The sequence below is a fragment of the Francisella sp. SYW-9 genome (assembly GCF_008711465.1).
In the GTDB taxonomy this organism is placed as follows: Bacteria; Pseudomonadota; Gammaproteobacteria; order Francisellales; family Francisellaceae; genus Francisella.
In genome coordinates, this window is sequence record NZ_VXKQ01000018.1 from 58,305 (window position 1) to 83,734 (window position 25,430).

Genomic DNA, 25,430 nt, shown 5'->3' on the forward strand with positions numbered 1-25,430 from the left:
ATTTGCTTTTTATTTTGTGTAAACAAAATCTTAGGGATGTTTTTGATGTCTTACTCATACGCTGAGAAAAAAAGAATTCGTAAAGAGTTTGGGGTTCTTCCTCATATCTTAGATGTACCATATTTACTTTCGATTCAAACAGAGTCTTATAAAAAGTTTTTAAATGCTGATGAAGCTAAAGGTAGACTTCACTCTGGTCTTGAATTGGTGCTTAAGCAATCTTTCCCGGTAGAAAGTAAAAATGGTCAATATGAACTTCATTATGTTGATTACCAAATAGGTGAGCCTAGTTTTGATGAAACTGAGTGTCAAGTGCGTGGTGCAACTTACGATGCTCCGTTAAATGTTAAATTAAGGTTAGTTGTATATAATAAAGAAGCTCTTCCAAATGAAAAAATAGTAGAAGATATTAGAGAAGAGTATGTGTACATGGGTGATATTCCATTGATGACAACAAACGGTACATTTATTATTAATGGTACTGAAAGAGTTGTGGTGTCCCAGTTACATAGATCACCTGGCGTCTTTTTTAGTAAAGATGATTCAGAAGAGGGTGCATTTTCAGCACGTATTATTCCATATAGAGGATCTTGGCTTGACTTTGAGTTTGATGCAAAAGGCATCGTATGGGCTAGAATTGATAGAAAAAGAAAATTCTGTGCTACAGTAATTCTAAAGGCTCTTGGATATACTCAAGAAGAGATATTAGAAAATTTCTCAGATAGTAAAACTATTACTTTTGATAGTAAAGGTTTTGCCCTTAAGTTGGATGACTTACCTAGTATGAAAGGTGAGCTACTTAAGTTTGATATTATAGATGATCAAGGCAAGACGGTAGTTAAGAAAAACAAGAAATTAACATCTAGAGATGTTAAGAAAATAAAAGATTCAGGCATCGACTCTATTGCTATAGATTTTGACCTAGTTAGCACTCTAAGAGTAGCAAAAGATATTGTTAATGAGGCTACTGGTGAAGTTATAGCATATGCGAATGATGATGTTACAGAAAATTTATTAGAAGCATGCGTAAGCGTTGGCATGCTTAAGTTAGAAGTTATCGATTTTATAACTACTGAGAAAGGTAGATATATTTCTGATACTTTAAAATATGACCTAACAAAAAACACTGATGAAGCTTTGGTTGAAATTTATAAAGTACTAAGACCTGGAGATCCTCCAGCAGCTGCATCAGTTAAAGCATTATTTGAAGGCTTATTCTTTATAGAAAGCAGATATAGCTTATCTGATATTGGTAGAATGAAGCTAAATGCTAGATTGGGTTCAGATAAAGTTTCTAAAGATATTTATACTTTAGAAAATAGTGATATTGTTGGCGTGTTAGAAGAGCTAATTAATATTCGTGATGGTAAAGGTAAAGTTGATGATATCGATCACCTAGGTAATAGACGTGTGCGCTCTGTTGGTGAGATGGTTGAGAACCAATTTAGAATAGGTCTTTACCGTGTAGAAAAAGGTATCCGTGAAAGCATGTCATTAGTGCATAAAGATAAGCTTATGCCTAAAGATATCGTAAACTCTAAGCCGATTACAGCTGCGATTAAAGAGTTTTTTACATCTGGTGCGTTATCACAGTTTATGGATCAGGATAACCCATTATCAGAAGTTACGCACAAACGTAGAATTTCTGCGTTAGGCCCAGGTGGTTTATCACGTGATAGAGCTGGTTTTGAGGTTCGTGACGTTCACGCAACTCACTATGGTAGATTATGTCCAATTGAGACTCCAGAGGGTCCAAACATTGGTCTTATCAACTCACTAGCTAGTTATTCTAGAGTAAATGATTTTGGTTTCTTAGAAGCTCCATATAGAAAAGTTGTTGATGGTAGAGTTACTGATGAGATCGAATACTTATCAGCTATCGATGAAGATAACTATGTAATTGCACAAGCTTCTACAGAACTTGATAAAGATAATCATTTTGTTGAAGATCTTATTCAGTGTCGTTCAGGTGGTGAAGCAATATTTACAGAATCTAGTAGAGTTCAGTATATGGATGTTTCTGCTAAGCAGATGGTTTCAGCTGCTGCTGCACTAATACCTTTCCTAGAGCACGATGATGCTAACAGGGTATTGATGGGTGCGAACATGCAACGTCAAGCTGTACCAACTCTTAAAGCAGATAAGCCTTTAGTTGGTACTGGTATGGAGAAGATTGTTGCTAGAGATTCTGGTAACTGTATCATTGCTAGAAATGCTGGTGAAATTGCTGAAGTAGATTCAAATAGAATAGTAATTAAGGTAGATACTGACAAGTCTAAAGACAATAAATTAGTTGATATCTATAGCTTAACTAAGTTCAAGCGTTCAAATAAAAACACTTGTATTAACCAGCGCCCAATAGTAAATGTTGGTGATAAAGTTGAAGCTGGTGATATTCTAGCAGATGGTTTTGCTACTGATTTCGGTGAGCTATCTCTTGGTCATAACCTAATGGTTGCTTTCATGCCGTGGAATGGTTATAACTTTGAGGATTCAATTTTATTATCTGAAAGAATAGTAAAAGATGATAAATATACAAGTATACATATTGAAGAGTTTACTTGTGTGGCTCGTGATACTAAGCTTGGTCCTGAAGAAATAACTTCAGATATCCCTAATGTAAGTGAGTCAGGTTTAGCAAAACTTGATGAGTCTGGTATTGTACATATTGGTGCTAATGTCGAGGCTGGTGATATTCTTGTAGCTAAGATCACTCCTAAAGCTGAGCAACAATTAACTCCAGAAGAAAGACTTTTAAGAGCAATCTTTAATGAAAAAGCTTCTAATGTTGCTGATAGTTCATTAAGAATGCCAAGTGGTACTTCTGGTACAGTTATCAATGTTCAAGTTTTTGAAAATGATAAAGGTGGTAAGAGCTTAAGAGCACTTCAGATTGAAAAAGAGCAAATAAACAAGGCTCGTAAAGACTTTGATGAAGAGTTTGCTGTAATTGAATCTGTAGTTAGATCTTCAGTAGAAAATGATATTGTTGGAGCTACTGTTCTAAAAGCAAAAGGTCTTAAAAAAGGTGCTGTTCTAACTAAGGAGTTTTTAGAGAAACTTCCATTTGCTAAATGGTTAGAAATATCTTTTGAGGATGAAAAGCTTAATGAAAGAGTTGAAAGAGCTAAAGAATATTATGATGAAGCAAAAATAGCAGTTGATGCTAAATTTGAGATTAAGAAAAAATCTATTACTCAAAGCAATGAACTATCTCCAGGTGTACTTCAAACAGTTAAAGTTTTTGTTGCTATCAAGAAACGTATTCAGCCAGGTGATAAAATGGCTGGCCGTCACGGTAACAAAGGTGTGGTATCTCGTGTATTACCTGTTGAAGATATGCCATATATGGAAGATGGTACTCCTGTAGATGTTTGTCTAAACCCTCTAGGTATTCCATCACGTATGAATATCGGTCAGATTCTTGAGGCTCACTTAGGTTTGGCTTCATATGGCCTTGGCAAGAGAGTAGAGAAAACATTAGAGCAAACTAGAAAAGCAGCCGAGTTAAGAAAAACCCTTGAAGAGGTTTATAATAGTGTTGGTAATAAAAAAGTTGACCTAGAATCTTTAAGTGATGAAGAAGTTTTAACGCTTTGTGAAAACTTAAAGGATGGTGTGCCAATTGCAACTCCTGTATTTGATGGTGCTAGAGAAGAAGATATTAAATCTCTATTAAAAATAGGTGGTTTTGCAACTAATGGTCAGATGAAACTTTTTGATGGCCGTACAGGTCAAGCATTTGATAGACATGTAACAGTTGGTTATATGTATATGCTGAAGCTTGATCACTTAGTAGATGATAAGATGCATGCTAGATCGACTGGATCGTATAGTTTAGTTACGCAGCAGCCTCTAGGTGGTAAAGCACAGTTTGGTGGCCAAAGATTCGGTGAGATGGAGGTTTGGGCATTACAAGCATATGGTGCTGCTTATACACTAAGAGAAATGTTAACAGTTAAATCAGATGATATAGCTGGTAGATCTAAAATGTATAAGAATATAGTTGATGGTAAGTTGACTATGAGTGTTGATGTTCCAGAATCATTCAATGTTCTAAGAAATGAAGTTAGAGCACTGGGTATAGATATGGATTTTGACCATTCATCTGAGGAAGAATAAGCTATCTTAAAAAGCTACTTATTTTTTGTTATTAAAATAAAAGTATAGGAGAGTTACCTGTGAATAACGGTATCCTACATCAAAATTACAATAGTAAAAAGTTTGATATTATTAAAATATCTTTAGCATCTCCAGAGGTTGTTCGTTCATGGTCTCATGGTGAAGTTAAAAAGCCAGAAACTATTAACTATAGAACGTTTAAGCCAGAAAGAGATGGTTTATTCTGTGCTAAAATCTTTGGTCCTGTTAAAGACTACGAATGTTTATGTGGTAAATATAAGCGTTTAAAACATCGTGGTGTGGTTTGTGAGCGCTGCGGTGTTGAAGTTGAGCAAACTAAAGTAAGAAGAGAAAGAATGGGGCATATTGACCTAGTTTGTCCTGTTGTACATATTTGGTACTTGAAATCTCTTCCTTCAAGAATTGGTCTTTTCTTGGATATGCCTCTTAAAAATGTAGAGAAAGTTTTATATTTTGAGTCGTATATTGTTACTGATCCAGGAATGACACCTTTAGAGAAAAAGCAACTTCTTACAGATGAGGAGTATGCAGAAGCTCTAGAAAATTATGGTTATGAGTTTGAAGCATCTATGGGTGCTGAAGCTATTAGAGATCTATTGTCAGATACAGATATTGAATCTGAAATAGAGATATTACAAGAAGAGTATGCACAAAGTAAATCTACAGCTAAGAAAGAAAAAGCAATAAAGAGATTAAGACTTCTTGAAACTTTCCAAGCTTCGGGTAATAAACCTGAGTGGATGGTAATGACAGTATTACCAGTTCTTCCACCAGATTTAAGACCTCTTGTTCCAATCGAAGGTGGTAGATTTGCAACTTCTGATTTAAACGATCTATATCGTAGAGTAATTAATAGAAACAATAGACTTAAAAAGCTATTAGATCTTAATGCTCCAGATATCATTGTTAGAAATGAAAAAAGAATGCTTCAAGAGTCAGTTGATGCGTTATTAGATAATGGTAGACGTGGTAGAGCTGTAACTGGTTCTAACAAGCGTCCACTTAAATCATTAGCTGATATGATTAAAGGTAAGCAAGGTCGTTTCCGTCAAAACCTACTTGGTAAGCGTGTGGACTATTCTGGACGTTCAGTAATTACTGTAGGCCCATCTTTAAGACTGCATGAGTGTGGTCTTCCTAAGAAAATGGCTTTAGAGTTATTCAAACCATTTGTATACTCTAAGTTAAGACTAGGTGGTCATGCTACTACTATTAAACAAGCTAAGAGAATGGTTGAGCTTGAAGAAGCGGCGGTATGGGATATTTTAGAGGTTGTTATTAATGAGCATCCTGTTCTTCTAAACCGTGCTCCTACGCTACATAGACTAGGTATCCAAGCGTTTGAACCTAAACTAATTGAAGGTAAAGCAATACAGCTACACCCTCTAGTGTGTGCGGCATTTAACGCTGACTTTGATGGTGACCAAATGGCTGTTCACGTACCTTTAACTGTTGAGTCTCAGCTAGAGTCGCGTGTGTTAATGATGTCAACAAACAACATCTTATCACCAGCATCTGGCCAACCAATTATCACTCCTACTCAGGATATAGTATTAGGTTTATACTATATTACAAGAGAGAATGAAGGAGCTAAAGGCGAAGGTAAATTATTTGCTAGTTATGAAGATGTAAGTAGAGCTTATAGTTCAGGAACTATTGATATTCATGCTAAAATCAAATTAAGAGTGGATAGGCAAGTTTTTGATACTAAGGGTAATACTTATAATGAGAAAGGAGTTGTAAATACTACAGTTGGTAGAGCACTTCTTCTTAATATACTACCTGAAGGTTTATCTTTCTCTTTACTAAACAAGGTTTTAGTTAAGAAAGAAATTTCTAAAATTATCAACCAAGCATTTAGGGTGCTAGGTGGTAAAGCTACTGTAGTTTTGGCTGATAAATTAATGTATGCAGGTTTTAAATACTCAACTCTATCTGGTATCTCTGTTGGTATTGATGATATGACTATTCCTGATGATAAAGAAGCTAAAGTAGAAGAAGCTGAACAAGAAATTAAGCATATTACAGAACAGTATCAATCTTCATTAATTACAGAAAATGAAAGATATAACAACATCATCAACATTTGGGGTAAAACTTCTGATGAGGTTGGAGCTTCAATGATGGATGCTATATCTAAAGATACAATTACTGTAAATGGTGAAACAAAAGATACAGAATCATTTAACTCAGTTTATATGATGGCTAAATCTGGTGCTAGGGGCTCTTATAACCAGATGAGACAGCTTGCTGGTATGCGTGGTCTAATGGCTAAGCCAGATGGTACGATGATTGAGACAGCAATTACAGCGAACTTTAGAGAAGGTTTATCAGTATTGCAGTACTTTACATCTACTCACGGTGCTCGTAAGGGTCTAGCAGATACAGCTCTTAAAACAGCTAACGCAGGTTATCTAACTCGTAGATTAGTTGACGTAGCTCAAGATTTGGTTGTAATCGAAGAGGATTGTGGTACTGATGAAGGCTTAATGTTCTCAGCTATCGTTGAAGATGGTGAAGTTAAGGTTCCTCTAATAGAGAGAGCTCTTGGTAGAACATTGGCAGCTGATGTTGTAACAGAAAAAGGTATTGTTCTATTAGAAGAGGGTACTTTATTAGATGAAAATCTAGTTGAGCTACTTGATGATAATGGTATTGATATGATCAAAGTTAGATCTCCAATTACTTGTAAAACACGTAGAGGTCTATGTGCTAAGTGTTATGGTAGGGATTTAGCGCGTGAAAGACAGGTTAACGTTGGTGAATCTGTTGGTGTAATAGCAGCTCAATCAATTGGTGAGCCAGGTACTCAGTTGACAATGAGAACCTTCCATACAGGTGGTGCGGCATCTCTAGGTGTTACAGTTTCTGATATCAAGGTTAAAACAGCTGGTAAAATCAAGTTCAAAAATATCAGAACAGTAACTAACAAAGAAGGTCAAGAGATTGTAATCTCGAGAGCTAGTGAAATTATTGTTTCTGATACTATGGGTCGTGTTAGAGAACAACATAAAATCCCAATGGGTGCAAATGTTCCTTTAGCTAGTGGTAAAACTGTAGAGATCGGTGATGTAATTGCTACTTGGGATCCGCATGCTCAGCCATTAATTACAGATGTTGCTGGTAAGGTAGTTCTTGAGGATGTAATAGATGGTATAACATCTAAGCATACTTATGATGATCTAACTGGTCAACAAACTATTGAGATCACATCTATATCTCAAAGAACAACATCTAAGAACTTGAAACCAGTTGTTAAGATTGTTGATGAAAAAGGTAATGAACTTAAGTCAATATCTTTAGCAGTAGGTGCGGTACTAAGTGTTTCTGATGATACTCAGTTAGAAATTGGTGATGTTGTAGCTAAGATTCCTCTAGAAGGATCTAAAAACAAAGATATTACAGGTGGTCTTCCGCGTGTTGCTGAATTATTTGAAGCAAGACGCCCTAAAGAAGCTGCTGTGCTTTCTCCATGTGATGGTATGGTTAGACTTGGTAACAGAGACACTAAAGAAAAACAAAGAATTGAGATCTTAGATAATAATGGACATATTGTTGAAGAGATTCTACTGCCTAAATCTCGTCATTTAGTTGTTTTTGATGGTGAAAATGTTGTTAAAGGTGATGTTTTAGCAGATGGACCTACTGATCCGCATGATTTACTTCAGTATAAAGGCTTAGAAGCATTTGCAGATTATATATTGATTGAAGCTCAATCTGTATATCGTATGCAAGGTGTTGTAATTAACGATAAGCATATTGAAACAATCGTTAGACAAATGCTAAGAAAGGCTGTTGTAATTGATGAAGGTGACAGTAAGTTTGTTAAAAATGAAAATATTGAGCTTGTTAGAATCTTAGAAGAGAATGATAGTTTACGTGAGCAAGATAAGAAAGAAGTTGAATTTGAGCTTGTTCTTATGGGTATTACAAGATCTTCTCTATCTACGGAGTCATTCTTGTCAGCAGCATCTTTCCAAGAGACAACAAGAGTACTTACTGAAGCGTCGATACATTCTCAAGTGGATCAACTAAGAGGTCTTAAAGAGAACGTTCTTATCGGAAGACTAATACCAACAGGTACTGGTTTAGCTGTAAGAAAAGAATCTAAGAAGATTGATAAAATAAGAGAAGAGCTTGGCGTTGAAGATGGTATAGCATTTACTGATGCAGCAGCTGCTTTCAATATCGAAGAAACTTCTGCTGAAAATATCAAGCCTCAAGAAACTGAGAAAGACATAAATGAAGATATTGAAGAGTCTTTAAGAAATGCTCTTGAATCATTAGATTTCTAAATTTGTTCTATATTATTTCTATCCTAAAATAAAATTTTATTATTCACACATTTTAAATTATAATATAAGCCATATTGTACTTATTAATACTTGTGGTAAATGTTTAGTATGTTAACGAAACTCTTTTGGCAGATATTTTTTGGAATAGTAATAATTCTTATAGTAGTGCTATCTATATTGAATACTGATACAGTTAGTTTTGATTATATTTTTGGTACTACAACATTGCCACTTATTGTCTTAATGTCGATAGCATTTGTTATTGGACTTATACTAGGATCTTTTATAACAAAATTTATTCAAATAACTAAGACAAGTGGTGGCACTAAGAAATAATGTTTGTTTTGGGTATCGAAAGTTCATGTGATGAGACTGGGCTTGCTATTTATGATTTATCTTCTAAAAAAATAGTTGTTGATGCTTTATATAGTCAAATAGATTTACATAAAGAATATGGTGGTGTTGTCCCAGAGCTAGCATCACGTGAGCATATTGCAAAGTTAAATATTCTTACTAAGCAATTATTTCAAGAATCAGGACTTAGTTTTGATGATATAGGCTGTATAGCTTATACAGCTACACCTGGATTAGTTGGTGCACTTATGGTTGGAGCAACTTTTGCTAAAACTTTAGGATTTATTCATGATATAGATACTATAGCTATTCATCATCTTGAAGGACACTTACTTTCACCTCTTTTAGATACCGATAGTGAGATTGAATATCCTTTTGTTGCTCTATTGGTCTCTGGTGGCCATACGCAGCTATTCGAAGTTAGAGGTTTTGGTCAATACAGTTTACTTGGTGAGTCAATAGATGATGCTGCAGGTGAAGCATTTGATAAAACAGCAAAACTCTTGGGTATGGATTATCCTGGAGGGGGTGAAGTAGCTAATTTGGCAGAAAAGGTAACAGATAAGAAAAAGTATTTATTACCAAGGCCTATGAAAAACAAGCCTAATCTTGATTTTAGTTTTAGTGGTTTAAAGACAGCAGTTTTAAACACATGGTATTCAGAAGAAGATAAATCTCAAGAAAATAAAGCAAATCTTTGTTATGCTTTTCAAGATGCAGCTATAGATGTTTTAGTGTCAAAATGTAATAAAGCATTAAAGCAAACAAAAAATAAAAAACTAGTGATATCTGGTGGTGTGAGTGCAAATAAACTATTACGTCAAAGATTAGAAAAACTATCAAAAAACAATAATTATCAAGTGTTTTTCCCTCCGATGAAATATTGCACTGACAATGGCGCAATGATAGCTCTTGCCGGCGCTTATAGGTATGTAAATGGTTTTATAGATCATGGTCTTGAAATAGATGTTAGAGCTAGATCATCTATTTAAGATGTTTACAAAGGACTACTAAAAAAAATCAATGTGTGATATCATTCAACCGTAATTAAAAAGTTTTCAATAGTCCACATTTAGTGGGCTCAATTCAAAAAGGGATAAAAAGGTTCTAAATGAATAATAAAAAAGAGGTCTACAAAATAGACCAAACAATAGAAAAAGAAGGTAGTATAGTCTGGAAGAGTGTTTTTGGATTGTTAATAATACCTCTGTTTGCTGTTATAGTAATACCATGGTACGGTATGACATACGGCTTTGTAGCTTCAGACTATGTTTGTTTAGCTATATTTTATGCTATAACTGGTATTAGTATCACTATGGGATACCATAGACTTTGGTCGCATAAGACATATAAAGCTAATAAATTTGTTAGTTACTTTTTACTAGTTTTTGGTACTGCGGCGCTACAAAATAGTGTAATACAATGGTCTTCAGATCATAGAAAACATCATAAAGATGTTGATGATCCTGTAAAAGATCCGTATGCCGCTACAAGAGGATTTTGGTTCTCGCACTTTGGGTGGCTATTAAGACATAATACTGCGGATGTGCAAGAGATCCGTGGTGTGAATGATCTTTTAAAAGATAAGGCTTTAGTATTTCAGCACAAACACTATACTATTTTAGCAATATTGGCGTGTTTTGGCTTACCTGCACTGACTGGATTTATATTTGGATTCTTAAGTGGTCATACTTTTACAGCTGCTTGGCATAGTGCTGTAAGTTTCCTACTTCTAGGAGGATTCTTAAGAGTAATACTTGTGCATCATGCAACTTTCTGTATTAACTCTTTAGCACACACTATTGGTAAAAGGCCTTATTCTAGAAAAAATACTGCTAGAGATAGTTGGATTACTGCTATTGTAACAGGTGGTGAAGGTTATCATAATTATCACCATGCTTTTGCTGGCGACTATAGAAACGGTATTAGATGGTTTGATTTAGATCCTTCTAAATGGGTTATTGCTGGTCTTGCTAAGATAGGCTGGTGTTATGATCTTAAAACAACACCTAAGCACCTGATAGAAATTGCAAAGGCTAAAGTTAAATTAGATGAGGCTCTAAATAAAAAGAATAAGACTTTCCATCTTGGTATAGAAGAAAAATATACTCGATTGGTTACGAATGTTAAAAACATGTATAATGCTAAGCAAGAGTATCTTAAAGCTAAAAAAGAAAATGTTTTATCAAAGGCTGATATTAAAGCTATTAAATCGAAATATAAAGATTTAAAAATAGAGTTTGTTGAAGCTAAGAAAAATTATAAAGCAAGTACGCTAGCGTAGTTAAAAAATATCATTTTATTATTTTCTCTGTTACTCTGTTTCTTATTGTAGTTTTTCAAGAGTCTACTCCATATATAATCCAACTGAACATAAGTATAGAACATAAATTAATTAGTTTAGCTATATTATATCTAGTATGTTACTTTTTGAATAAGCAACTAATTAAAGTGAGAAAGATGTAACAACTACGGGAAATATACAAAACAGTTAAAGAAAATAGATACCCATAAATTTGAATGGTGCTGCAGTTGCTAAAATAGCATGATTTTATTAGGAAATGGTGTTTTGGATCTAGATAATTCACAAGTCTAATATTTACATTTATATAGTTATGATTTTTTATAATCATTTTTCAAGCTAGTTCTATTGGGGAAAAAGAAAGTATTTATAATCTAAAAGAACAGTTGAATAAGATAAACTTATAAGAGAAAGTATTAGAATTAAATGTTAGCTAGAGATTTAAGGGCATCTGCCTTATCAATTTTCTCCCAACTAAATTCAGGAAGTTCACGTCCGAAATGACCATAGTTAGAAGTTTTTCTATAGATTGGATTTAGTAGATCTAGGTTTTCAATGATCTTACCAACTCGAAGATCAAAGACTTGATTGACAAGTTTTTCAATAGTATTATCTTCGACCTTACCTGTGCCAAAAGTATTAACCATTAAAGATACAGGTTTTGCAACACCAATAGCATATGCAACTTGAACTTCACATTTATCTGCTAGACCAGCAGCAACGATATTTTTAGCTATGTATCTACCCATATATGCACCAGAGCGATCTACTTTTGATGGATCTTTGCCTGAGAATGCACCACCACCATGGTGAGCAGCACCACCGTAAGTATCAACAATAATCTTTCTACCAGTTAGGCCACAGTCACCTTGAGGACCGCCAATTAAGAATACACCAGTTGGATTGATGTGATATTTGGTGTTTTTAGTGATTAGATCAGCAGGAATAACTTCTTTAACAATCTCTTCGATTACAGCGTCATGTAAATCTTTTTGAGAAACTGACTCATTATGCTGAGTAGATAAAACAATTGTATCAATAAATTTAGGTTTATTATTTTCATAAGCAAGTGTTACTTGAGCTTTTGCATCTGGTCTTAACCATTTTAATTTACCTGACTTTCTAAGCTCTGCTTGCTTTCTCATTAGTAGATGAGAATAGTAGATAGCTGAAGGCATAAGAGTAGGTGTTTCATTTGTTGCAAAACCAAACATCAACCCCTGGTCACCAGCACCAAGATCTTCTAGAGATCCACGATCAACACCTTGAGCAATATCACCAGATTGTTTACCGATAGCATTGATAACCGAACATGTTCTACCGTCAATACCTTTGTTAGCATTATCATAACCTGTTTCTGTAATGACAGTTCTAACTAATTCTTCAATATCTACCCATGCAGATGTTGAAATCTCGCCGGCAACAAGTGCCATACCTGTTTTTACTAAAGTTTCACATGCTACGCGCGCATTTTTATCTTGTCTAAGAATTTCATCCAATATTGCATCTGAAATTTGATCAGCTAATTTATCTGGATGACCTTCTGATACTGACTCAGAAGTGAATAAATAGTTTTTTGACATATTTTGTTCCCTTTTAGTTTGTTTAGCCAAAAGGTTTCTAGGAATTTTCTAAAAAATTAGTAGAAACGCTTTAGCTTATTATTTAATGTCGCAAGCAAGTTGTTTGTTAAATACAGCGACTTGGGGTATTATATATTTATGTTTATATTAAGTCAACTATTGACTTTTTAGTCGAGAGACTTTAAAGTATTGCTATTAAATTTTTGCATAAATTTTTGCTAAGTTTATGGCTGCTAAGCTTGGTTGTTAAATTTAAATATTTAAATAAGATTAAAAATATAAAACCGGAGAACAATAAATGGTAGTAATTCGTATGGCTCGTGGTGGAGCTAAAAAGCGTCCTTTTTACAGAATCGTAGTTGCTGATAAAAGAAGTCCAAGAGATGGCAGATTTATCGAAAGATTAGGTTTCTTTAACCCATTAGCTAAAGGTGGTGAAGAAAGATTAAAGCTTGACTTAGCAAAAGCTGAAGCTTGGCTTGCTAAAGGCGCTCAGCCTTCAGACAGAGTTGCTAGCTTAATCAAAGAAGCTAAGAAAGCTGCATAATAAAATTATCTTTTATGTCACAGGATTTTGTAGAAATAGCTAAAATTGGCTCTACTTATAAGCTTGATGGTGAGCTTAATTTGTATCCTTTGGCAAGTTCAGTAGAAACTCTTTTAAGTTATGGTGATTGGTATATCCAATTGCCAGCAAATAATATTTGGCAACCACTTAAAGGCGAGAGTGTCTTAAGACGAGCTGATAAGCTTTACATCAAGCTGGCAAATATTGATGATGCTGAAATAGCGAAAAAATATGTTAATGCATTGATTGGTGTTCCTAAAGAGGCGTTACCTAAGTTAGATAATGGTGAAGCGTACTTTAAGGATCTTATCGGTTGTAATGTTGTAAATGCTAATAATGATTCTTTTGGTGAGATTGTAGATCTTATAGAAACTGGTGCTAATGAAGTTCTAGTTTGTAAAAAAGAATCTTCTGAATATCTGATTCCTTATGTTAAACAATATATTATTAGTGAAGATCTTGATTCAAAGAAAATAGTTGTTGATTGGGAATACGATTATTAGTCAATAATTATTTCTTAATGATATTTCGCTACTTACTGCGTAAGTATTAGCGACATACTTTTTTCATGGCGGAAAAAGTATGCAAAACCGCCTAGCACTACGCTATCATATTTTAAAATCAATGAAAATAGAAAACTCGCTTTGCTCAAACAGTTCTATTTTCTAATTATTGATTTTATAAAATACTAATCGCTAATGTGCATTCGTTGCTATAAAGTGTATTTTATCGCTCAAGTATTTGTGTTTATTCGTTTTAAGTACTACAATTAGTGCTGTTTTAGTTACAGGCTTATGAAAATGAAATTTGGCATAATATCAATATTTCCAGAAATGTTTAAAGCAATAAATGATTTTGGGATTACAGCTAGGGCAGTTAATGATGCTAAAGTATCTATAGATTGTTTTAACCCTCGTGACTATACGACAGATAAGCATGCCACTGTAGATGATACTAGTTTTGGTGGTGGTGCAGGTATGGTCATGAAATATGAACCTTTATCAAAAGCTATTAAAGATGCAAAAAGTGCTTTAGGTTGTAATACAAAAGTAGTATACTTGTCACCTCAAGGTGGTGTATTTAATCATAAGAAGGCTTTAGAGCTTTTAGAAAATGATTCATTAATACTGCTTTGTGGTAGATATGAAGGGGTTGATGAACGCCTGATACAGGATCATGTCGATGAGGAAATCTCTGTAGGTGATTTTGTTTTAAGTGGTGGTGAGCTCCCTGCTATGCTTGTTATGGATAGTCTGATTAGACTATTACCAGAAGTGTTGGGTAATAAAGATTCTGTTATTGAGGATTCTTTTTATGATGGTCTATTAGACTACCCACATTATACAAAGCCAGCTGTTTTACCAGATGGTAATGCAGTGCCGAGTGTTTTGTTGTCTGGTAATCATAAGGAAATAGCAAAATGGAGGCGTAAACAGAAGTTAATAAGGACTTATGAGCGTCGTAAAGATTTAATAGAGTGCCTATGCCTATCTGAAGAAGATAAGCAAATTATAAATGATTATAAAATAGATAAGGTAAGCACAAAAGGAGAATAATAATGAAAAATAAATTTGTTGAACTAGTAGAAAAGTCACAAATCAGAACAGATATTCCAGAATTTAATCCAGGTGACTCTGTAACAGTTAACCTATGGATCAGAGAAGGTGATAAGCAAAGAATCCAGGCTTTCAAAGGTTTTGTTCTTAGAAAAAGAAACAGAGGTCTTCACTCTGCTTTCACTGTAAGAAAAATGTCTTCAGGCATGGGTGTTGAGAGAACTTTCCAAACTCATTCTCCATTGATCGATAGTATCAAAGTAGAGAAGAAAGCAGATGTACGTAGAGCTAAGCTATACTACATGAGAGGCCGTACTGGTAAAGCTGCTAGAATTAAAGAAAAAGTATAATTCTAGGAAAGTCAAAAAGTGTCTACAGTCGTTGATGCTTTTCTTGATAATCTTTGGCTTGAACATGGTTTGAGTCAAAATACTATTTCGTCGTATCGTACAGATCTTAAATTTCTTCAAAATTATTTCTCAAAAGCTGACTTAGTTAGCTTAGACTTTGAGCAATTATATGCTTTTATCTCATATCGTTCTAAAAATGGTTATAGTAGTCGTTCTAATGCCAGAATGATATCTACGTTACGTAAATTTTATGCTTGGCTAGTTAGGTCTGGTCAAACTGAGAGTAATCCTACTGCTAAATTAACTATGCCAAAGTTAGCCAAAAGTTTGCCTAAAGATATGACAGAAGCTGACGTTGAAGCATTATTGCAAGCACCTGATTTAACTCTAGATATTGGAATTCGTGATAGAGCAATGCTTGAACTAATGTATGCAACTGGGTTACGTGTTAGTGAGCTAGTTGGTCTAGATGTTGAAAATGTTGATATTAATATTGGAGTGATTCAAGTATTAGGTAAAGGCTCAAAAGAAAGGATTGTCCCAATGGGAGAATATGCTTTGGAGTTTTTACAGAAATACTTTACAGAATCTCGCCCTAATTTAGCTAAAAATTTCAAAGAAAAGGCGATCTTTATTAGTCAGCATTCTAGAAGAATGACACGCCAATCATTTTGGCATCGTATAAAAAGTTATGCTCTTACAGCAGGAATGAGCACACAGATATCGCCACATACCTTAAGACATGCTTTTGCGACTCATTTACTTAATCATGGTGCCGATTTGAGATCTGTACAGTTACTTCTTGGTCATAGTAGTGTATCTACAACAACAATATACACACATATATCACAAAATCGTTTACAAGAAATATATCAAAAACATCATCCACGAGGGTAAATCATTAGTTTTTTTGAATTTCTAGGTTTATTAATATTATTTTAAGAACTTTTGTAGAAGGGTACCTATATACATTTATATTTATATTTGAGTATAATGTAGTTGACTGCTAGGGGAAAATAAGGGGTTAGATCATGAAAGATATTCAAAAAATGAATATTCCTTTAGAAAGAGATGGTTTTCTAAGAACTCTCATTAGGCACTTAACAGGTACTCTGCAAGATACTGTAGGAGAAGAAGATTCAAAAGGTTTTGTTTCTGTAGTTGGACAGGTAATGGGTGAAGAGATTAACATGACGTATAAAAATGCTTTATCTCTAGAGAAAATTCCCAAAGAGTTACTCAGTAAAGTACTTGTTGATCTAAAAGAGCGCATCAAAGGCGAATTTTATGTAATAGAAGAAACAGAAGATAAAATTGTTTTTGGTAATACACAATGTCCATTTGCTGAAAAAGTTATTGATAGACCTTCACTTTGTATGATGACTACAAATGTTTTTGGTACCATTGCATCTGATTCTGCAGGTTATGCAAAAGTATCTATTGATAAAGCTATTGCAAATGGGGATAAAGAGTGTCTTGTGACTGTATATTTAAATCCTAAGAGTAAAGAGACTAAAGATAATACTGGTAGAGAGTTTATAGGTTTGTAGGCAAATGAAAAAAGATATTTATCATTTCTTTGAAATAATAGCGAGATTAAATCCAAACTCAATTCTTCTACTACTAGATATTAATGGTAATGTTCTTGACTATAATTCTAAAGCAAACTCAATTCTTTTGAATATAGATGATAAAAAAATACTTGCTGTAGATGATAAAGAGAAATTTAAAGAGTACCTTAATAAGTGTTCACGAAATTTAAATTTATTGACAGGTGGTTTTACTCAAGATGGTAAGAGATACTATACTGAAGGTTCTATATTATCAGCAAAAGATAGTGCTGAAGATACTGTTTCTATAATACTTTTTGTATCTGAAAAAAGTAGACTTGTTTCTAATTTTAAACAATTAAACCAGGTTACTGATTTATCATATGAAATAAACAAGCATAAGGCTCTTGAGAAGAAGCTTCGTGATCAAGCTCTTGCATTAGTAGAATCAGAAAAAGAAATCAGAGACTTAGTAAACTTGGATCATCTAACAGGTCTAGCAAGTAAAACGTTTTTTCAGGAATTAACAATAGATGCTATATCGAATGCAAATCAAGGTGCTAAAAAGGTTGGAGTTTTATTTTGTGATTTAGATAAATTTAAAGTAGTTAATGATACCTTGGGTCATGATATTGGTGATTTATTATTAAAAAAAGTGGCTAATGAAATCAAAAACATTTTACCTAAAGGTTGCATAGCATCTAGATTTGGAGGAGATGAGTTTGTTTTATTGGTTGATAACGAAGGCATTATTCATAATTTAACTAAATTTATAGAGAAAATTACCAAAATATTTTCTCAACCAATAGAGATAAAAGGTAGCAATGCCCATATTTCTATAAGTATTGGTGTGGCAATATATCCAAACGATGGTTCAAACTATGAGGATCTTGCGAAGCATGCTGATTTGGCACTTTATAATGCAAAAGAGATATCTGGCTCAAGTTATTCATTTTTCTCACAAAAATTAAAAGAAGAATATATACGCTTAAATAAAATAGAAAATAAGCTACGTGATGCGATAGCTAATGATACCTTATTTTTAAACTATCAGCCGCAGTATGACCTTGAAACAATGAGAATATGTGGGGTAGAGGTTTTATGTCGCTGGAGAGACCCTGAGCTTGGAGTAGTATCACCCTCTGAGTTTATTGTTGTTGCTGAGCAAGTGGGGCTTATAAAAGAACTTACAAAAGTAGTATTTAATAAAGCTCTTAGAGAGTTTAGAAGTTGTGAAGAAAAGTATCCAAAATTATTTGAAAATATAAAATTATCGCTAAATGTGTCTGCTTCTTATATGGATGACATAGAAGCGTTTGATAGTTTGATTAAGATTGTTGAAAATTCGAAAATTGCTAATAGGAAAGTATGTTTTGAAGTAACCGAAACAGCTTTGATACGTCATAAAAAAACGGCTATAAAGTTATTATCGAAATTAGCAAGAGAAGGTTATTCAAACGCTATTGATGATTTTGGAGTGGGTCATTCTTCGCTTAGTTATTTGAAAGATTTACCAATAGGTATACTAAAAATAGATATTAGTTTTATTAAAGATATTGATAAAGATGAGAAGAGTTTTGCAATAACTGAAGCTATCATAAAAATGGGATCTACCCTTGGGATGTATGTGATTGCAGAAGGTGTAGAAAATCAGCAGCAAGCTAAATTGCTTAGACAAGTTAAGTGTGATGCAGCCCAGGGTTTTTTCTTAGCTAAACCTATGATAATTAAAGAAGTAATTTCTCTTTTAGAAAAAGAAAAATAGAATTTTATATTACAGCCATAGTTTTATTTTACGCTAATTAATAGGTGCTATATTGAAGTTTAGGAAATTCTTCACAGTAAACAGAGGTAGACGCTTTTATCTATTACATAGATATACTCGAAGAAAACTATCTAATCCATTTATTTTAATATTATCGTTAGTTATATCATTTATAGTATTTATTCCAGGTGTAATTATGTTATTTACTCCTGGACCTGGCTTATTATTTATAGTACTAGCGTTATTACCATTTATTGCAATTAGTAAGAAATTTGCACAGCTTTTAGATAATCTAGAAATCTACTTTTGGAAAAAACTAGTAAAACTCAAGGATAGGTTTCATAAAAGGAAATGAAGTTTTTAATTAAAGAATTATTTGAGGTGATCTAAGAGATGCAACAGTAGGTGATTATTGTTATAATAGCTAACGAATTTTTAATATTTTCTCTTAAAATTAATGGAGTAATAATGAATATCCGTAGTGTTGACTATTATGCAGATAATGCGCCCGAAGAATTTACAAGATCTTTGAAGGAAACTGGCTTTGCAGTACTTAAGACTCATCCAATTGATTGGAGCCTTATTCAGACTGTTTATAAAGAGTGGCAAGACTTTTTAAAGTCAGGTGATGCTAATAAATATATATTTGATGTTGAGAAACAAGATGGTTATTTTCCAAAAGATGTTTCTGAAGTCGCAAAAGGTGAAACTGTAAAAGATATTAAGCATTTTTATCACCTGTATTTTCCTAATGGTAGATATCCTACAGAAGTAAGTAATGCTGCTCGTGAAATGTTTGAAAAAATGATGGAGTTAGGTGAAACACTTTTACAGTGGATAGATGATCATATGGATCCAGCTGTTGCAAGTAAGCTTCCTCAAAGATTAAGAGACACTGTTTCTTACGAGAATACACTACTTAGAATCCTACATTATCCAGCTATGCAAGGTGATGAAGAGCCAGGAGCTGTTAGAGCTGCTGCACATGAAGATATTAATCTAATTACTCTACTGCCAATAGCTTCATCACCAGGACTACAAGTTTTATCACCTGTAAGTAATAAATGGTTTGATGTACCATGTGATAGTGAGTCATTAGTTATAAATATTGGTGATATGCTACAAGAAATGACACATGGAGAATATATTGCAACTAAGCATAGAGTTGTAAAACCAGAAGGTGAAATTGAAAACTTAGATAGAATTTCAACGCCATGCTTTATTCATCCAAAATCTGAGGTTTATTTATCAGATAAATATCCACAAGCTGGGATGTTTTTAGACGAGAGATTAAAAGAATTAGGTCTAAAGTAAATCCTAAAATGACAAAGCAAAATGTTATTTCTTTCTATGAGAGTGATGCTCATAGCAATCAAATCAGTGAAATTCTTGAGCAAGCAAAAAAAGTAGTCGATTCACAAAAATCTTTACAAAAATGTGCCGTGGTTTTAGATATTGATGAAACTTCACTAAATCATTATAAGTCACTTAAAAATGTTGGTTTCCCTCAAGAGGAAAATCATAGTATCTGGGATGAATTGATTGCTAAAACAAATGCTGAACCAATAAAGCCAACTTTGGATTTTTATAAATATTGTATAGAGAGAGGTATTAAAATATTTTTTATTAGCGCTAGATTTGCAACTTATTTAGATGCTACAAAAGAAGCATTACAGAATGCTGGATATATTGGTTTTGAAGATGTATTTGTCTTTCCAGAAGATATCTCAACTTACTCTTCTGAGAATTTTAAAAATTTTAAGGCTGAAAGAAGGGCATATATAGAGTCTTTAGGTTATAAGGTGCTTGTTTCAATAGGAGATCAGTCTTCTGATCTAAAAGGGGACTATGCTTTAAATACATTTCAGTTGCCAAACTATCTATATGGTGAGAACTCTGTATTCTAATTTACTTGGAAATCTAGAATAATTTAGCGAATTAAAAAGGATACTACAAAATTAATAATTTATTTTATAGATTTTCTATCAACCGCTAATTGGTTCTTTTTGAGGCTCTATAAGGATTTCATTTAAAGCGACATTCTTGGGTTGATTCATAGCAAATACTATTGTTTCAGCTATTTGTTGAGGTGTTATAAAACACTTAGTATCATCACTAGCATATTTCTTAACAGCATCATTATCTGATGACATATTTTGTAAAGGTGTTGCAACATTACCTGGTTGGATATTTATAACTCTAACATCTTTATCTATTAATTCTTGACGCACGGCTCTTAGAGTATATTCCATAAATGCTTTTGATCCAGAATATATTGCTAGGCCTGGGAAAGCTTGTCTAGCAGCATCAGAAGTTATATTAATAAGCATTCCTTTATTTTTGATTAACGATGGCAGAACTGAGTAGAGTAGATTTGTAAAACCAATCACATTGGTATTTATAGTTTTCATCCACTCTTCGTAGTTTCTATTTTCTATACATTGATAGTACATTACTCCAGCACAATTGACTACATAGTCAAACTCGCCAAAGGTTTCTATAGATTTAGCGATAAAATCTTCCACAGAATTTAGCTCTTGAATATCTACAGATTGATAAAAAACATTATCGCCTGTGATATTTACCTTGCGACGAGAGCATAGAGATATCTTCATTTCTTTAATAAGGCATAGCTCCGCTATAGCTTTACCCATTCCACTAGATGCTCCAACTATTAGTATGTGTTTATCTTTGAGTAGATTCATTATTTCTCCCTAGGAAAATCTTACTTATGTAGTTTTCGGTTATTTCTGGATAATCAATATTTATCTTTGACATTAGTGATTCATAATTTGACCTATCATATAAGTTTATTGAGGCATCAATATTTGCATGGTCAGAAGCTAAGTATTTAGCAGAATTATCAGTAATTGATTTAACTCCAAGTATCTGAAGGAATAATCTCGTAATTAGAAACTTTTGCTAATGTTTGTGCATTAAGGAAATTCTTGTTAGTTATATTGTAGATATATCTATCAGCATGCTTCTCTAAGACAAGGTGCTCTATAATTTTAGAAATGTGATCAACAGGAGTCATTTCTAGATTTATATCAGTAGGTATTTTTCGTTGAGAATTTATTTCTTTAATTAGTATCCAATTTGTATCTGAATCATTAATATAATTATTAGATACAGGTGAAATATTACCTAGTCTTAGTACTGTAGCATTTAAGCCTTCTTTTATTGAATTATGGATTAGTTTCTCAGCAGCCCATTTAGTTTGAGAATATCCTGACTGTAGTGAGTCAAGCCATTGTATATCTTGAGTTTCACTAAATTTTTTATTTAGATGTAAAGGGAAAATACCATTTGTAGATATATGGATTAAATGTTTTGCTTTGCTTGTAGAACAAAAATCAATAATATTTGCGGTTCCAATAAAATTGCTACTTCTTAAAGCATTATATGGAAGCAATAAATTAACAGATGCAGCTGTATGAATTACAGTATCAATTTTGTTAGTATATTCTATATATTTATCTGATTGCCAACCAAATTCTTTTGCTGAAATATCGCTTAATAGACAAACAATTTTACGAGATTTCTCAATATTGAGTTTTTTAAGGATATTTTCTAGTCTAGTTTCTGCTTGTTGTTGGCTATCAGCGCGAACTAAACAATAAATAGCTTCTATATTTTTATTAGCAACTAATGTTTTAAGAGTATGAGATCCTAGAAAGCCGGTTACTCCTGTAAGAAGTATATTTTTAGATGATTCTTTTGGGTCTTGTCTCAGATTTGCTATTTTGGGCTTTAAATCTGTAAATAAGTTATCAATATCATCTATGATTAATTTTGAGAGATTTTGCTCAGAATCATTAGAAGATTCTGATAATAAGTTATAGCTACTACTAAGTTGGCTTGCTGCAATAAAATCAGTTATTTTAACTTCTAAACCAAGTTCTTTAAGTTTGCTTATTAGTAACATTGTTGATAATGAAGAACCACCAAGCTCAAAAAAGCAACTATCTGAATTAATATCATCTTTTGAGATATTAAGGATATTTGCCCAAAGTAATTTATAATCATCTAGTGATTCAATATTTTTTATTTTCTGCTCAACATAAACAGCTTTGTCATCAAGATTTAAACTATTTCTATCTAATTTGTTTGAATACCTATTTAGAGGGATCTCATCAAGAAGAACTATATGTTTTGGAAGCATGTAATGTGCTAGGAAAGGAGAGATTTTATCAGAAAGTGCTTTAGAAAGTTTATTATCTTTAAGTTGCCATTTTTCACGGAAACCTTGTTGTTTATCACTTGGAATTTCTAAATATGCAACTAGATATTCTGACATTCGAGTCTCACCAGCTTTATTGACAACACAATGCATGATATCAAGCTTATCTTTGATAACTGATTCTATGAAAGGTAGCGAAAGTGTATAGCCTCGCAGCTTTATAATATAGTCACAACGACCATATATTGTAATTAATTGACCATCGTCAGACAGTTTACCATGGTCACCAGTTTTATATAGACGTTTACCTATGGGACTATCTTTAGCTTCTACAAACCTTTCTTTATTTAAATCTGGTCTATTTATATACTCATTAGCTAATCCTATAGCATGGATATAAACCTCTCCTTTATCGCCATTTTTGATCATTTGTTTATTATCATCTAAAACAATAGCTTCTACTTTGGGTAGTACATGTCCTACAGGTACAATTCCATCAGCTTCTAGATTTTTATCATTTTTATGTAGTTTATAAGTAGCGACATCATGACACTCTGAGATTGAGTATAGATTATAAATGTCTGTTTCAGACATGAATTCTTCTAAGTGATGCTGTAACCAACTAGAGACAACTTCACCATTTAGCCAGCAAGTATCTATATTTTTAAATATTTTTTTGGCAATATCTTTTGATGTTGAAAGTAATGTTTCTAAATATGATGGTGTAAAGAGTATTTCATTAATTTTTTTATCTTTAATATATTGTGATAGTGCTTTGAAGTCATAGAGCACATCATCTGGAATTATATTAGTTCGACCACCTTTAATCAGAGGTCTAAAAGCTTCCCAGAGGTAATAAATATTACAGCCAATAGAACTATTTTCATCATATGCTTTGACTGTTTCTCTGATTTCATAAGAAGATAAGATTGCCTTATGAGATATTGCTATACCTTTGTTTTTCCCAGTAGTTCCAGATGAATATACTAACCAAAAGCCCTTTTCAGAATTAATAGGAGGGTGTTTAAATCTTTCTACATCTTTTGAGTCATATTGACTAATTATATCAATATAGTTAAAACATTCTATAGTTTCTATATCGGGTATTTCATCACATAGAATTAAATCTGATTGAGTATCCTCAATAATGTTTTTTAATAAAGGTAGAGGGAAGGATTTGTCTAACTGAACACAGCTTGCACCAATACTAGAGATAGCTAAAAAAGCTATAATAATTTCATAGCGTTTTGAGCTGTATATAGAAATTATGCTTTGTGGGCCATATCCTTTATCTTGTAAGTATTGTGCTAAAAATTTAACTTGATTAGCAGTTTGGTGGTATGTTAGTTCTATATTTAAATCTGTAATAGCAATATTATTAGGTGTTTGCTTTGCTTGTTTTAGAAAAAAATCACTTAAGGTAGAGTTCACGAAATTCTCTTTTAAAATCATTATTAATGATTCGAATAATAATAAATTATTTATGCTGAGATGTATATCTTAGAAGATAAAATCATCTTGTAGATGATAATTTTATTAGAATATGTCTTAAAAATATTTAACATAGCTTTTGTTATAACCTCAATTATTCGAACTAGAAAAGTAACAAACTGCTAAAAATTAGTTTAGAATAAATACTAGGAAGAAGAAATATTTCTTTAAATAATGATAGATAAAAGTGGGTATAGAGCAAATGTTGCTATAGTTTTATTAAATAAACAAAATAGAGTTTTTTGGGGTCAAAGAAGAAACAGAGCTTCATGGCAATTTCCTCAAGGCGGAGTATCTTCTGGAGAGACTCCATTACAAGCAATGTATCGTGAACTTCATGAAGAAGTCGGTTTGAGACCTCAAGATGTAGAGGTTATAGCTTCAACAAGAGATTGGTATAAGTATGATATACCAGACTCACTGCTTAGAGGTAAAGAGCCAATATGTGTTGGACAAAAACAAAAATGGTTTTTATTAAGATTGAAAAGCTCTGAAAATAATATTGATTTAGAGGCTAATGACTCACCAGAATTTGATAATTGGCGTTGGGTTAGCTATTGGTATCCAATAAATCATGTAGTTTATTTTAAACAGGATGTATATAGAAGAGCTTTGACTTATTTTAAAGAGTTTATTTAGTAGCTTGTCTACCTTCGACAAAGGCTTTTGACCATAAATAACAAAATGATCCTATATATGCAGATAATATAACATCAGAAACATAATGATCTAGAACAATCACTCTACTTATCGCAACGATAGTTGCTATAATAATAGCAACTATCGTAATGTATTTTTTCTCAAAAAAGTTAGCAATTGCTAACAGACCAGCAAATGATAAAGTCGTATGTCCAGATGGCATAGAATTATAAGCTTTTTTAAAAGAAAAAAAGTGAAAACCATATTGATCTTTAAATAAAAGCATTTCTGGTCTATATCTAGCTAGTAAAACCTTTAAAGTGCCTGCAACAATAATGGTTAGTATTAAAGATAGAGACATTATATATAGTTTGTCAGAGACTTTTTTACGAAAATATCTGATAATACAGATCACTGTGACTATTAAAGCAACTACAGCCCAAACTTTTGATGATGTGATCTGAGATATTAAAGAGGCTAGTGTACTTATCTTTGTACCGAAAAAGTCGCCTGAATGTATTGCTGTAGCGACTTTAATATCTAAAAAGTTATAACTAAGTACTACAATGATTAACGTAATAATACCATATATAAGAGTATTTTTTGCAAGCTTACAATCTAAACACTTCATAATTAAATTATTTAAACCTA

The 25,430-nt window shown here is 32.9% G+C and carries 20 protein-coding genes; 16 read left to right on the plus strand and 4 right to left on the minus strand.

Features of this window, described 5'->3' with window-relative positions; translation table 11 throughout:
• Window positions 1-45 precede the first annotated feature (45 nt).
• From rpoB to F3D62_RS08950, 5 genes are all read left to right on the plus strand, one after another.
• Window positions 46-4,122 carry a DNA-directed RNA polymerase subunit beta gene (gene rpoB / locus F3D62_RS08930; protein ID WP_150467907.1) on the plus strand — a complete coding sequence of 1,359 codons (4,077 nt, stop codon included), beginning with the start codon at window positions 46-48 and terminating at the stop codon, window positions 4,120-4,122.
• 59 nt (window positions 4,123-4,181) lie between these two features.
• Window positions 4,182-8,438 carry a DNA-directed RNA polymerase subunit beta' gene (gene rpoC / locus F3D62_RS08935; protein ID WP_150467908.1) on the plus strand — a complete coding sequence of 1,419 codons (4,257 nt, stop codon included), beginning with the start codon at window positions 4,182-4,184 and terminating at the stop codon, window positions 8,436-8,438.
• Window positions 8,439-8,537: 99 nt separating this feature from the next.
• Window positions 8,538-8,774 carry a lipopolysaccharide assembly protein LapA domain-containing protein gene (locus tag F3D62_RS08940; protein ID WP_150467909.1) on the plus strand — a complete coding sequence of 79 codons (237 nt, stop codon included), beginning with the start codon at window positions 8,538-8,540 and terminating at the stop codon, window positions 8,772-8,774.
• Window positions 8,774-9,784 (plus strand): tRNA (adenosine(37)-N6)-threonylcarbamoyltransferase complex transferase subunit TsaD, encoded by a 1,011-nt coding sequence (gene tsaD / locus F3D62_RS08945; protein ID WP_150467910.1) that lies wholly within the window; start codon window positions 8,774-8,776, stop codon window positions 9,782-9,784. Before F3D62_RS08940 ends, tsaD begins: the two co-directional genes overlap by 1 nt.
• Before the next feature lie 119 nt (window positions 9,785-9,903).
• Window positions 9,904-11,076 (plus strand): fatty acid desaturase, encoded by a 1,173-nt coding sequence (locus F3D62_RS08950; protein ID WP_150467911.1) that lies wholly within the window; start codon window positions 9,904-9,906, stop codon window positions 11,074-11,076.
• 440 nt (window positions 11,077-11,516) lie between these two features.
• On the opposite strand, the gene metK is transcribed toward F3D62_RS08950, so the two are convergent.
• A complete protein-coding gene (metK, locus tag F3D62_RS08955) occupies window positions 11,517-12,677 on the minus strand; it encodes a methionine adenosyltransferase (RefSeq protein WP_150467912.1) in 1,161 nt (386 codons plus the stop codon).
• A gap of 298 nt (window positions 12,678-12,975) precedes the next feature.
• On the opposite strand from metK, the gene rpsP reads away from it, so the two are divergent.
• The 10 genes from rpsP (at window position 12,976) to F3D62_RS09005 (ending at window position 20,373) form a co-directional block, all read left to right on the plus strand.
• Window positions 12,976-13,224: a 30S ribosomal protein S16 gene (gene rpsP / locus F3D62_RS08960; RefSeq protein ID WP_150467913.1), complete on the plus strand. Its 249-nt coding sequence runs from the start codon at window positions 12,976-12,978 to the stop codon at window positions 13,222-13,224.
• Between the two features lie 14 nt (window positions 13,225-13,238).
• Entirely contained in the window at window positions 13,239-13,748 is a 510-nt protein-coding gene (gene rimM, locus F3D62_RS08965; protein ID WP_150467914.1) for a ribosome maturation factor RimM, read from the plus strand.
• A 297-nt stretch (window positions 13,749-14,045) separates the two neighbouring features.
• Entirely contained in the window at window positions 14,046-14,801 is a 756-nt protein-coding gene (trmD, locus tag F3D62_RS08970) for a tRNA (guanosine(37)-N1)-methyltransferase TrmD (protein ID WP_191092578.1), read from the plus strand.
• A 2-nt stretch (window positions 14,802-14,803) separates the two neighbouring features.
• Entirely contained in the window at window positions 14,804-15,151 is a 348-nt protein-coding gene (gene rplS / locus F3D62_RS08975) for a 50S ribosomal protein L19 (RefSeq protein WP_072713253.1), read from the plus strand.
• Window positions 15,152-15,169: 18 nt separating this feature from the next.
• Window positions 15,170-16,048, plus strand: a complete 879-nt coding sequence (gene xerD, locus F3D62_RS08980) for a site-specific tyrosine recombinase XerD (protein ID WP_150467916.1) — start codon at window positions 15,170-15,172, stop codon at window positions 16,046-16,048.
• Window positions 16,049-16,182: 134 nt separating this feature from the next.
• A complete protein-coding gene (locus F3D62_RS08985; protein ID WP_150467917.1) occupies window positions 16,183-16,701 on the plus strand; it encodes a methanogen output domain 1-containing protein in 519 nt (172 codons plus the stop codon).
• 4 nt (window positions 16,702-16,705) lie between these two features.
• Window positions 16,706-18,466 (plus strand): putative bifunctional diguanylate cyclase/phosphodiesterase, encoded by a 1,761-nt coding sequence (locus F3D62_RS08990; protein ID WP_150467918.1) that lies wholly within the window; start codon window positions 16,706-16,708, stop codon window positions 18,464-18,466.
• A gap of 52 nt (window positions 18,467-18,518) precedes the next feature.
• Window positions 18,519-18,821, plus strand: a complete 303-nt coding sequence (locus tag F3D62_RS08995; protein ID WP_224732667.1) for a hypothetical protein — start codon at window positions 18,519-18,521, stop codon at window positions 18,819-18,821.
• Window positions 18,822-18,934: 113 nt separating this feature from the next.
• Complete coding sequence (locus F3D62_RS09000; RefSeq protein WP_150467920.1) at window positions 18,935-19,780, plus strand: 2OG-Fe(II) oxygenase family protein; 846 nt, start codon at window positions 18,935-18,937, stop codon at window positions 19,778-19,780.
• Window positions 19,781-19,788: 8 nt separating this feature from the next.
• Window positions 19,789-20,373 carry an HAD family acid phosphatase gene (locus tag F3D62_RS09005; protein ID WP_150467921.1) on the plus strand — a complete coding sequence of 195 codons (585 nt, stop codon included), beginning with the start codon at window positions 19,789-19,791 and terminating at the stop codon, window positions 20,371-20,373.
• 78 nt (window positions 20,374-20,451) lie between these two features.
• On the opposite strand, the gene F3D62_RS09010 is transcribed toward F3D62_RS09005, so the two are convergent.
• Window positions 20,452-21,171, minus strand: coding sequence for an SDR family oxidoreductase (locus tag F3D62_RS09010; protein ID WP_150467922.1), 720 nt, complete (start codon window positions 21,169-21,171; stop codon window positions 20,452-20,454).
• Window positions 21,172-21,341: 170 nt separating this feature from the next.
• Entirely contained in the window at window positions 21,342-24,080 is a 2,739-nt protein-coding gene (locus tag F3D62_RS09015; RefSeq protein ID WP_224732668.1) for a non-ribosomal peptide synthetase, read from the minus strand.
• A 234-nt stretch (window positions 24,081-24,314) separates the two neighbouring features.
• Here F3D62_RS09015 and F3D62_RS09020 point away from each other — a divergent pair, with 234 nt between their 5' ends.
• Window positions 24,315-24,779 (plus strand): RNA pyrophosphohydrolase, encoded by a 465-nt coding sequence (locus F3D62_RS09020; RefSeq protein WP_150467923.1) that lies wholly within the window; start codon window positions 24,315-24,317, stop codon window positions 24,777-24,779.
• Here the strand turns inward: F3D62_RS09020 and F3D62_RS09025 are convergent.
• The gene (locus F3D62_RS09025; RefSeq protein ID WP_150467924.1) at window positions 24,772-25,410 is read right to left on the minus strand and encodes a phosphatase PAP2 family protein; all 639 of its coding nucleotides are present in this window, start codon (window positions 25,408-25,410) and stop codon (window positions 24,772-24,774) included. The two genes, F3D62_RS09020 and F3D62_RS09025, sit on opposite strands and share 8 nt — an antisense overlap.
• Between the last annotated feature and the right edge of the window lie 20 nt (window positions 25,411-25,430).

Coding starts and splice junctions, on each gene's coding strand:
- rpoB (WP_150467907.1), top strand. CDS start 46: ATGTCTTACTCATACGCTGAGAAAAAAAGAATTCGTAAAGAGTTTGGG.
- F3D62_RS08940 (WP_150467909.1), top strand. CDS start 8,538: ATGTTTAGTATGTTAACGAAACTCTTTTGGCAGATATTTTTTGGAATA.
- tsaD (WP_150467910.1), top strand. CDS start 8,774: ATGTTTGTTTTGGGTATCGAAAGTTCATGTGATGAGACTGGGCTTGCT.
- F3D62_RS08950 (WP_150467911.1), top strand. CDS start 9,904: ATGAATAATAAAAAAGAGGTCTACAAAATAGACCAAACAATAGAAAAA.
- metK (WP_150467912.1), bottom strand. CDS start 12,677: ATGTCAAAAAACTATTTATTCACTTCTGAGTCAGTATCAGAAGGTCAT.
- rpsP (WP_150467913.1), top strand. CDS start 12,976: ATGGTAGTAATTCGTATGGCTCGTGGTGGAGCTAAAAAGCGTCCTTTT.
- rimM (WP_150467914.1), top strand. CDS start 13,239: ATGTCACAGGATTTTGTAGAAATAGCTAAAATTGGCTCTACTTATAAG.
- trmD (WP_191092578.1), top strand. CDS start 14,046: ATGAAATTTGGCATAATATCAATATTTCCAGAAATGTTTAAAGCAATA.
- rplS (WP_072713253.1), top strand. CDS start 14,804: ATGAAAAATAAATTTGTTGAACTAGTAGAAAAGTCACAAATCAGAACA.
- F3D62_RS08985 (WP_150467917.1), top strand. CDS start 16,183: ATGAAAGATATTCAAAAAATGAATATTCCTTTAGAAAGAGATGGTTTT.
- F3D62_RS08990 (WP_150467918.1), top strand. CDS start 16,706: ATGAAAAAAGATATTTATCATTTCTTTGAAATAATAGCGAGATTAAAT.
- F3D62_RS09000 (WP_150467920.1), top strand. CDS start 18,935: ATGAATATCCGTAGTGTTGACTATTATGCAGATAATGCGCCCGAAGAA.
- F3D62_RS09005 (WP_150467921.1), top strand. CDS start 19,789: ATGACAAAGCAAAATGTTATTTCTTTCTATGAGAGTGATGCTCATAGC.
- F3D62_RS09010 (WP_150467922.1), bottom strand. CDS start 21,171: ATGAATCTACTCAAAGATAAACACATACTAATAGTTGGAGCATCTAGT.
- F3D62_RS09020 (WP_150467923.1), top strand. CDS start 24,315: ATGATAGATAAAAGTGGGTATAGAGCAAATGTTGCTATAGTTTTATTA.
- F3D62_RS09025 (WP_150467924.1), bottom strand. CDS start 25,410: ATGAAGTGTTTAGATTGTAAGCTTGCAAAAAATACTCTTATATATGGT.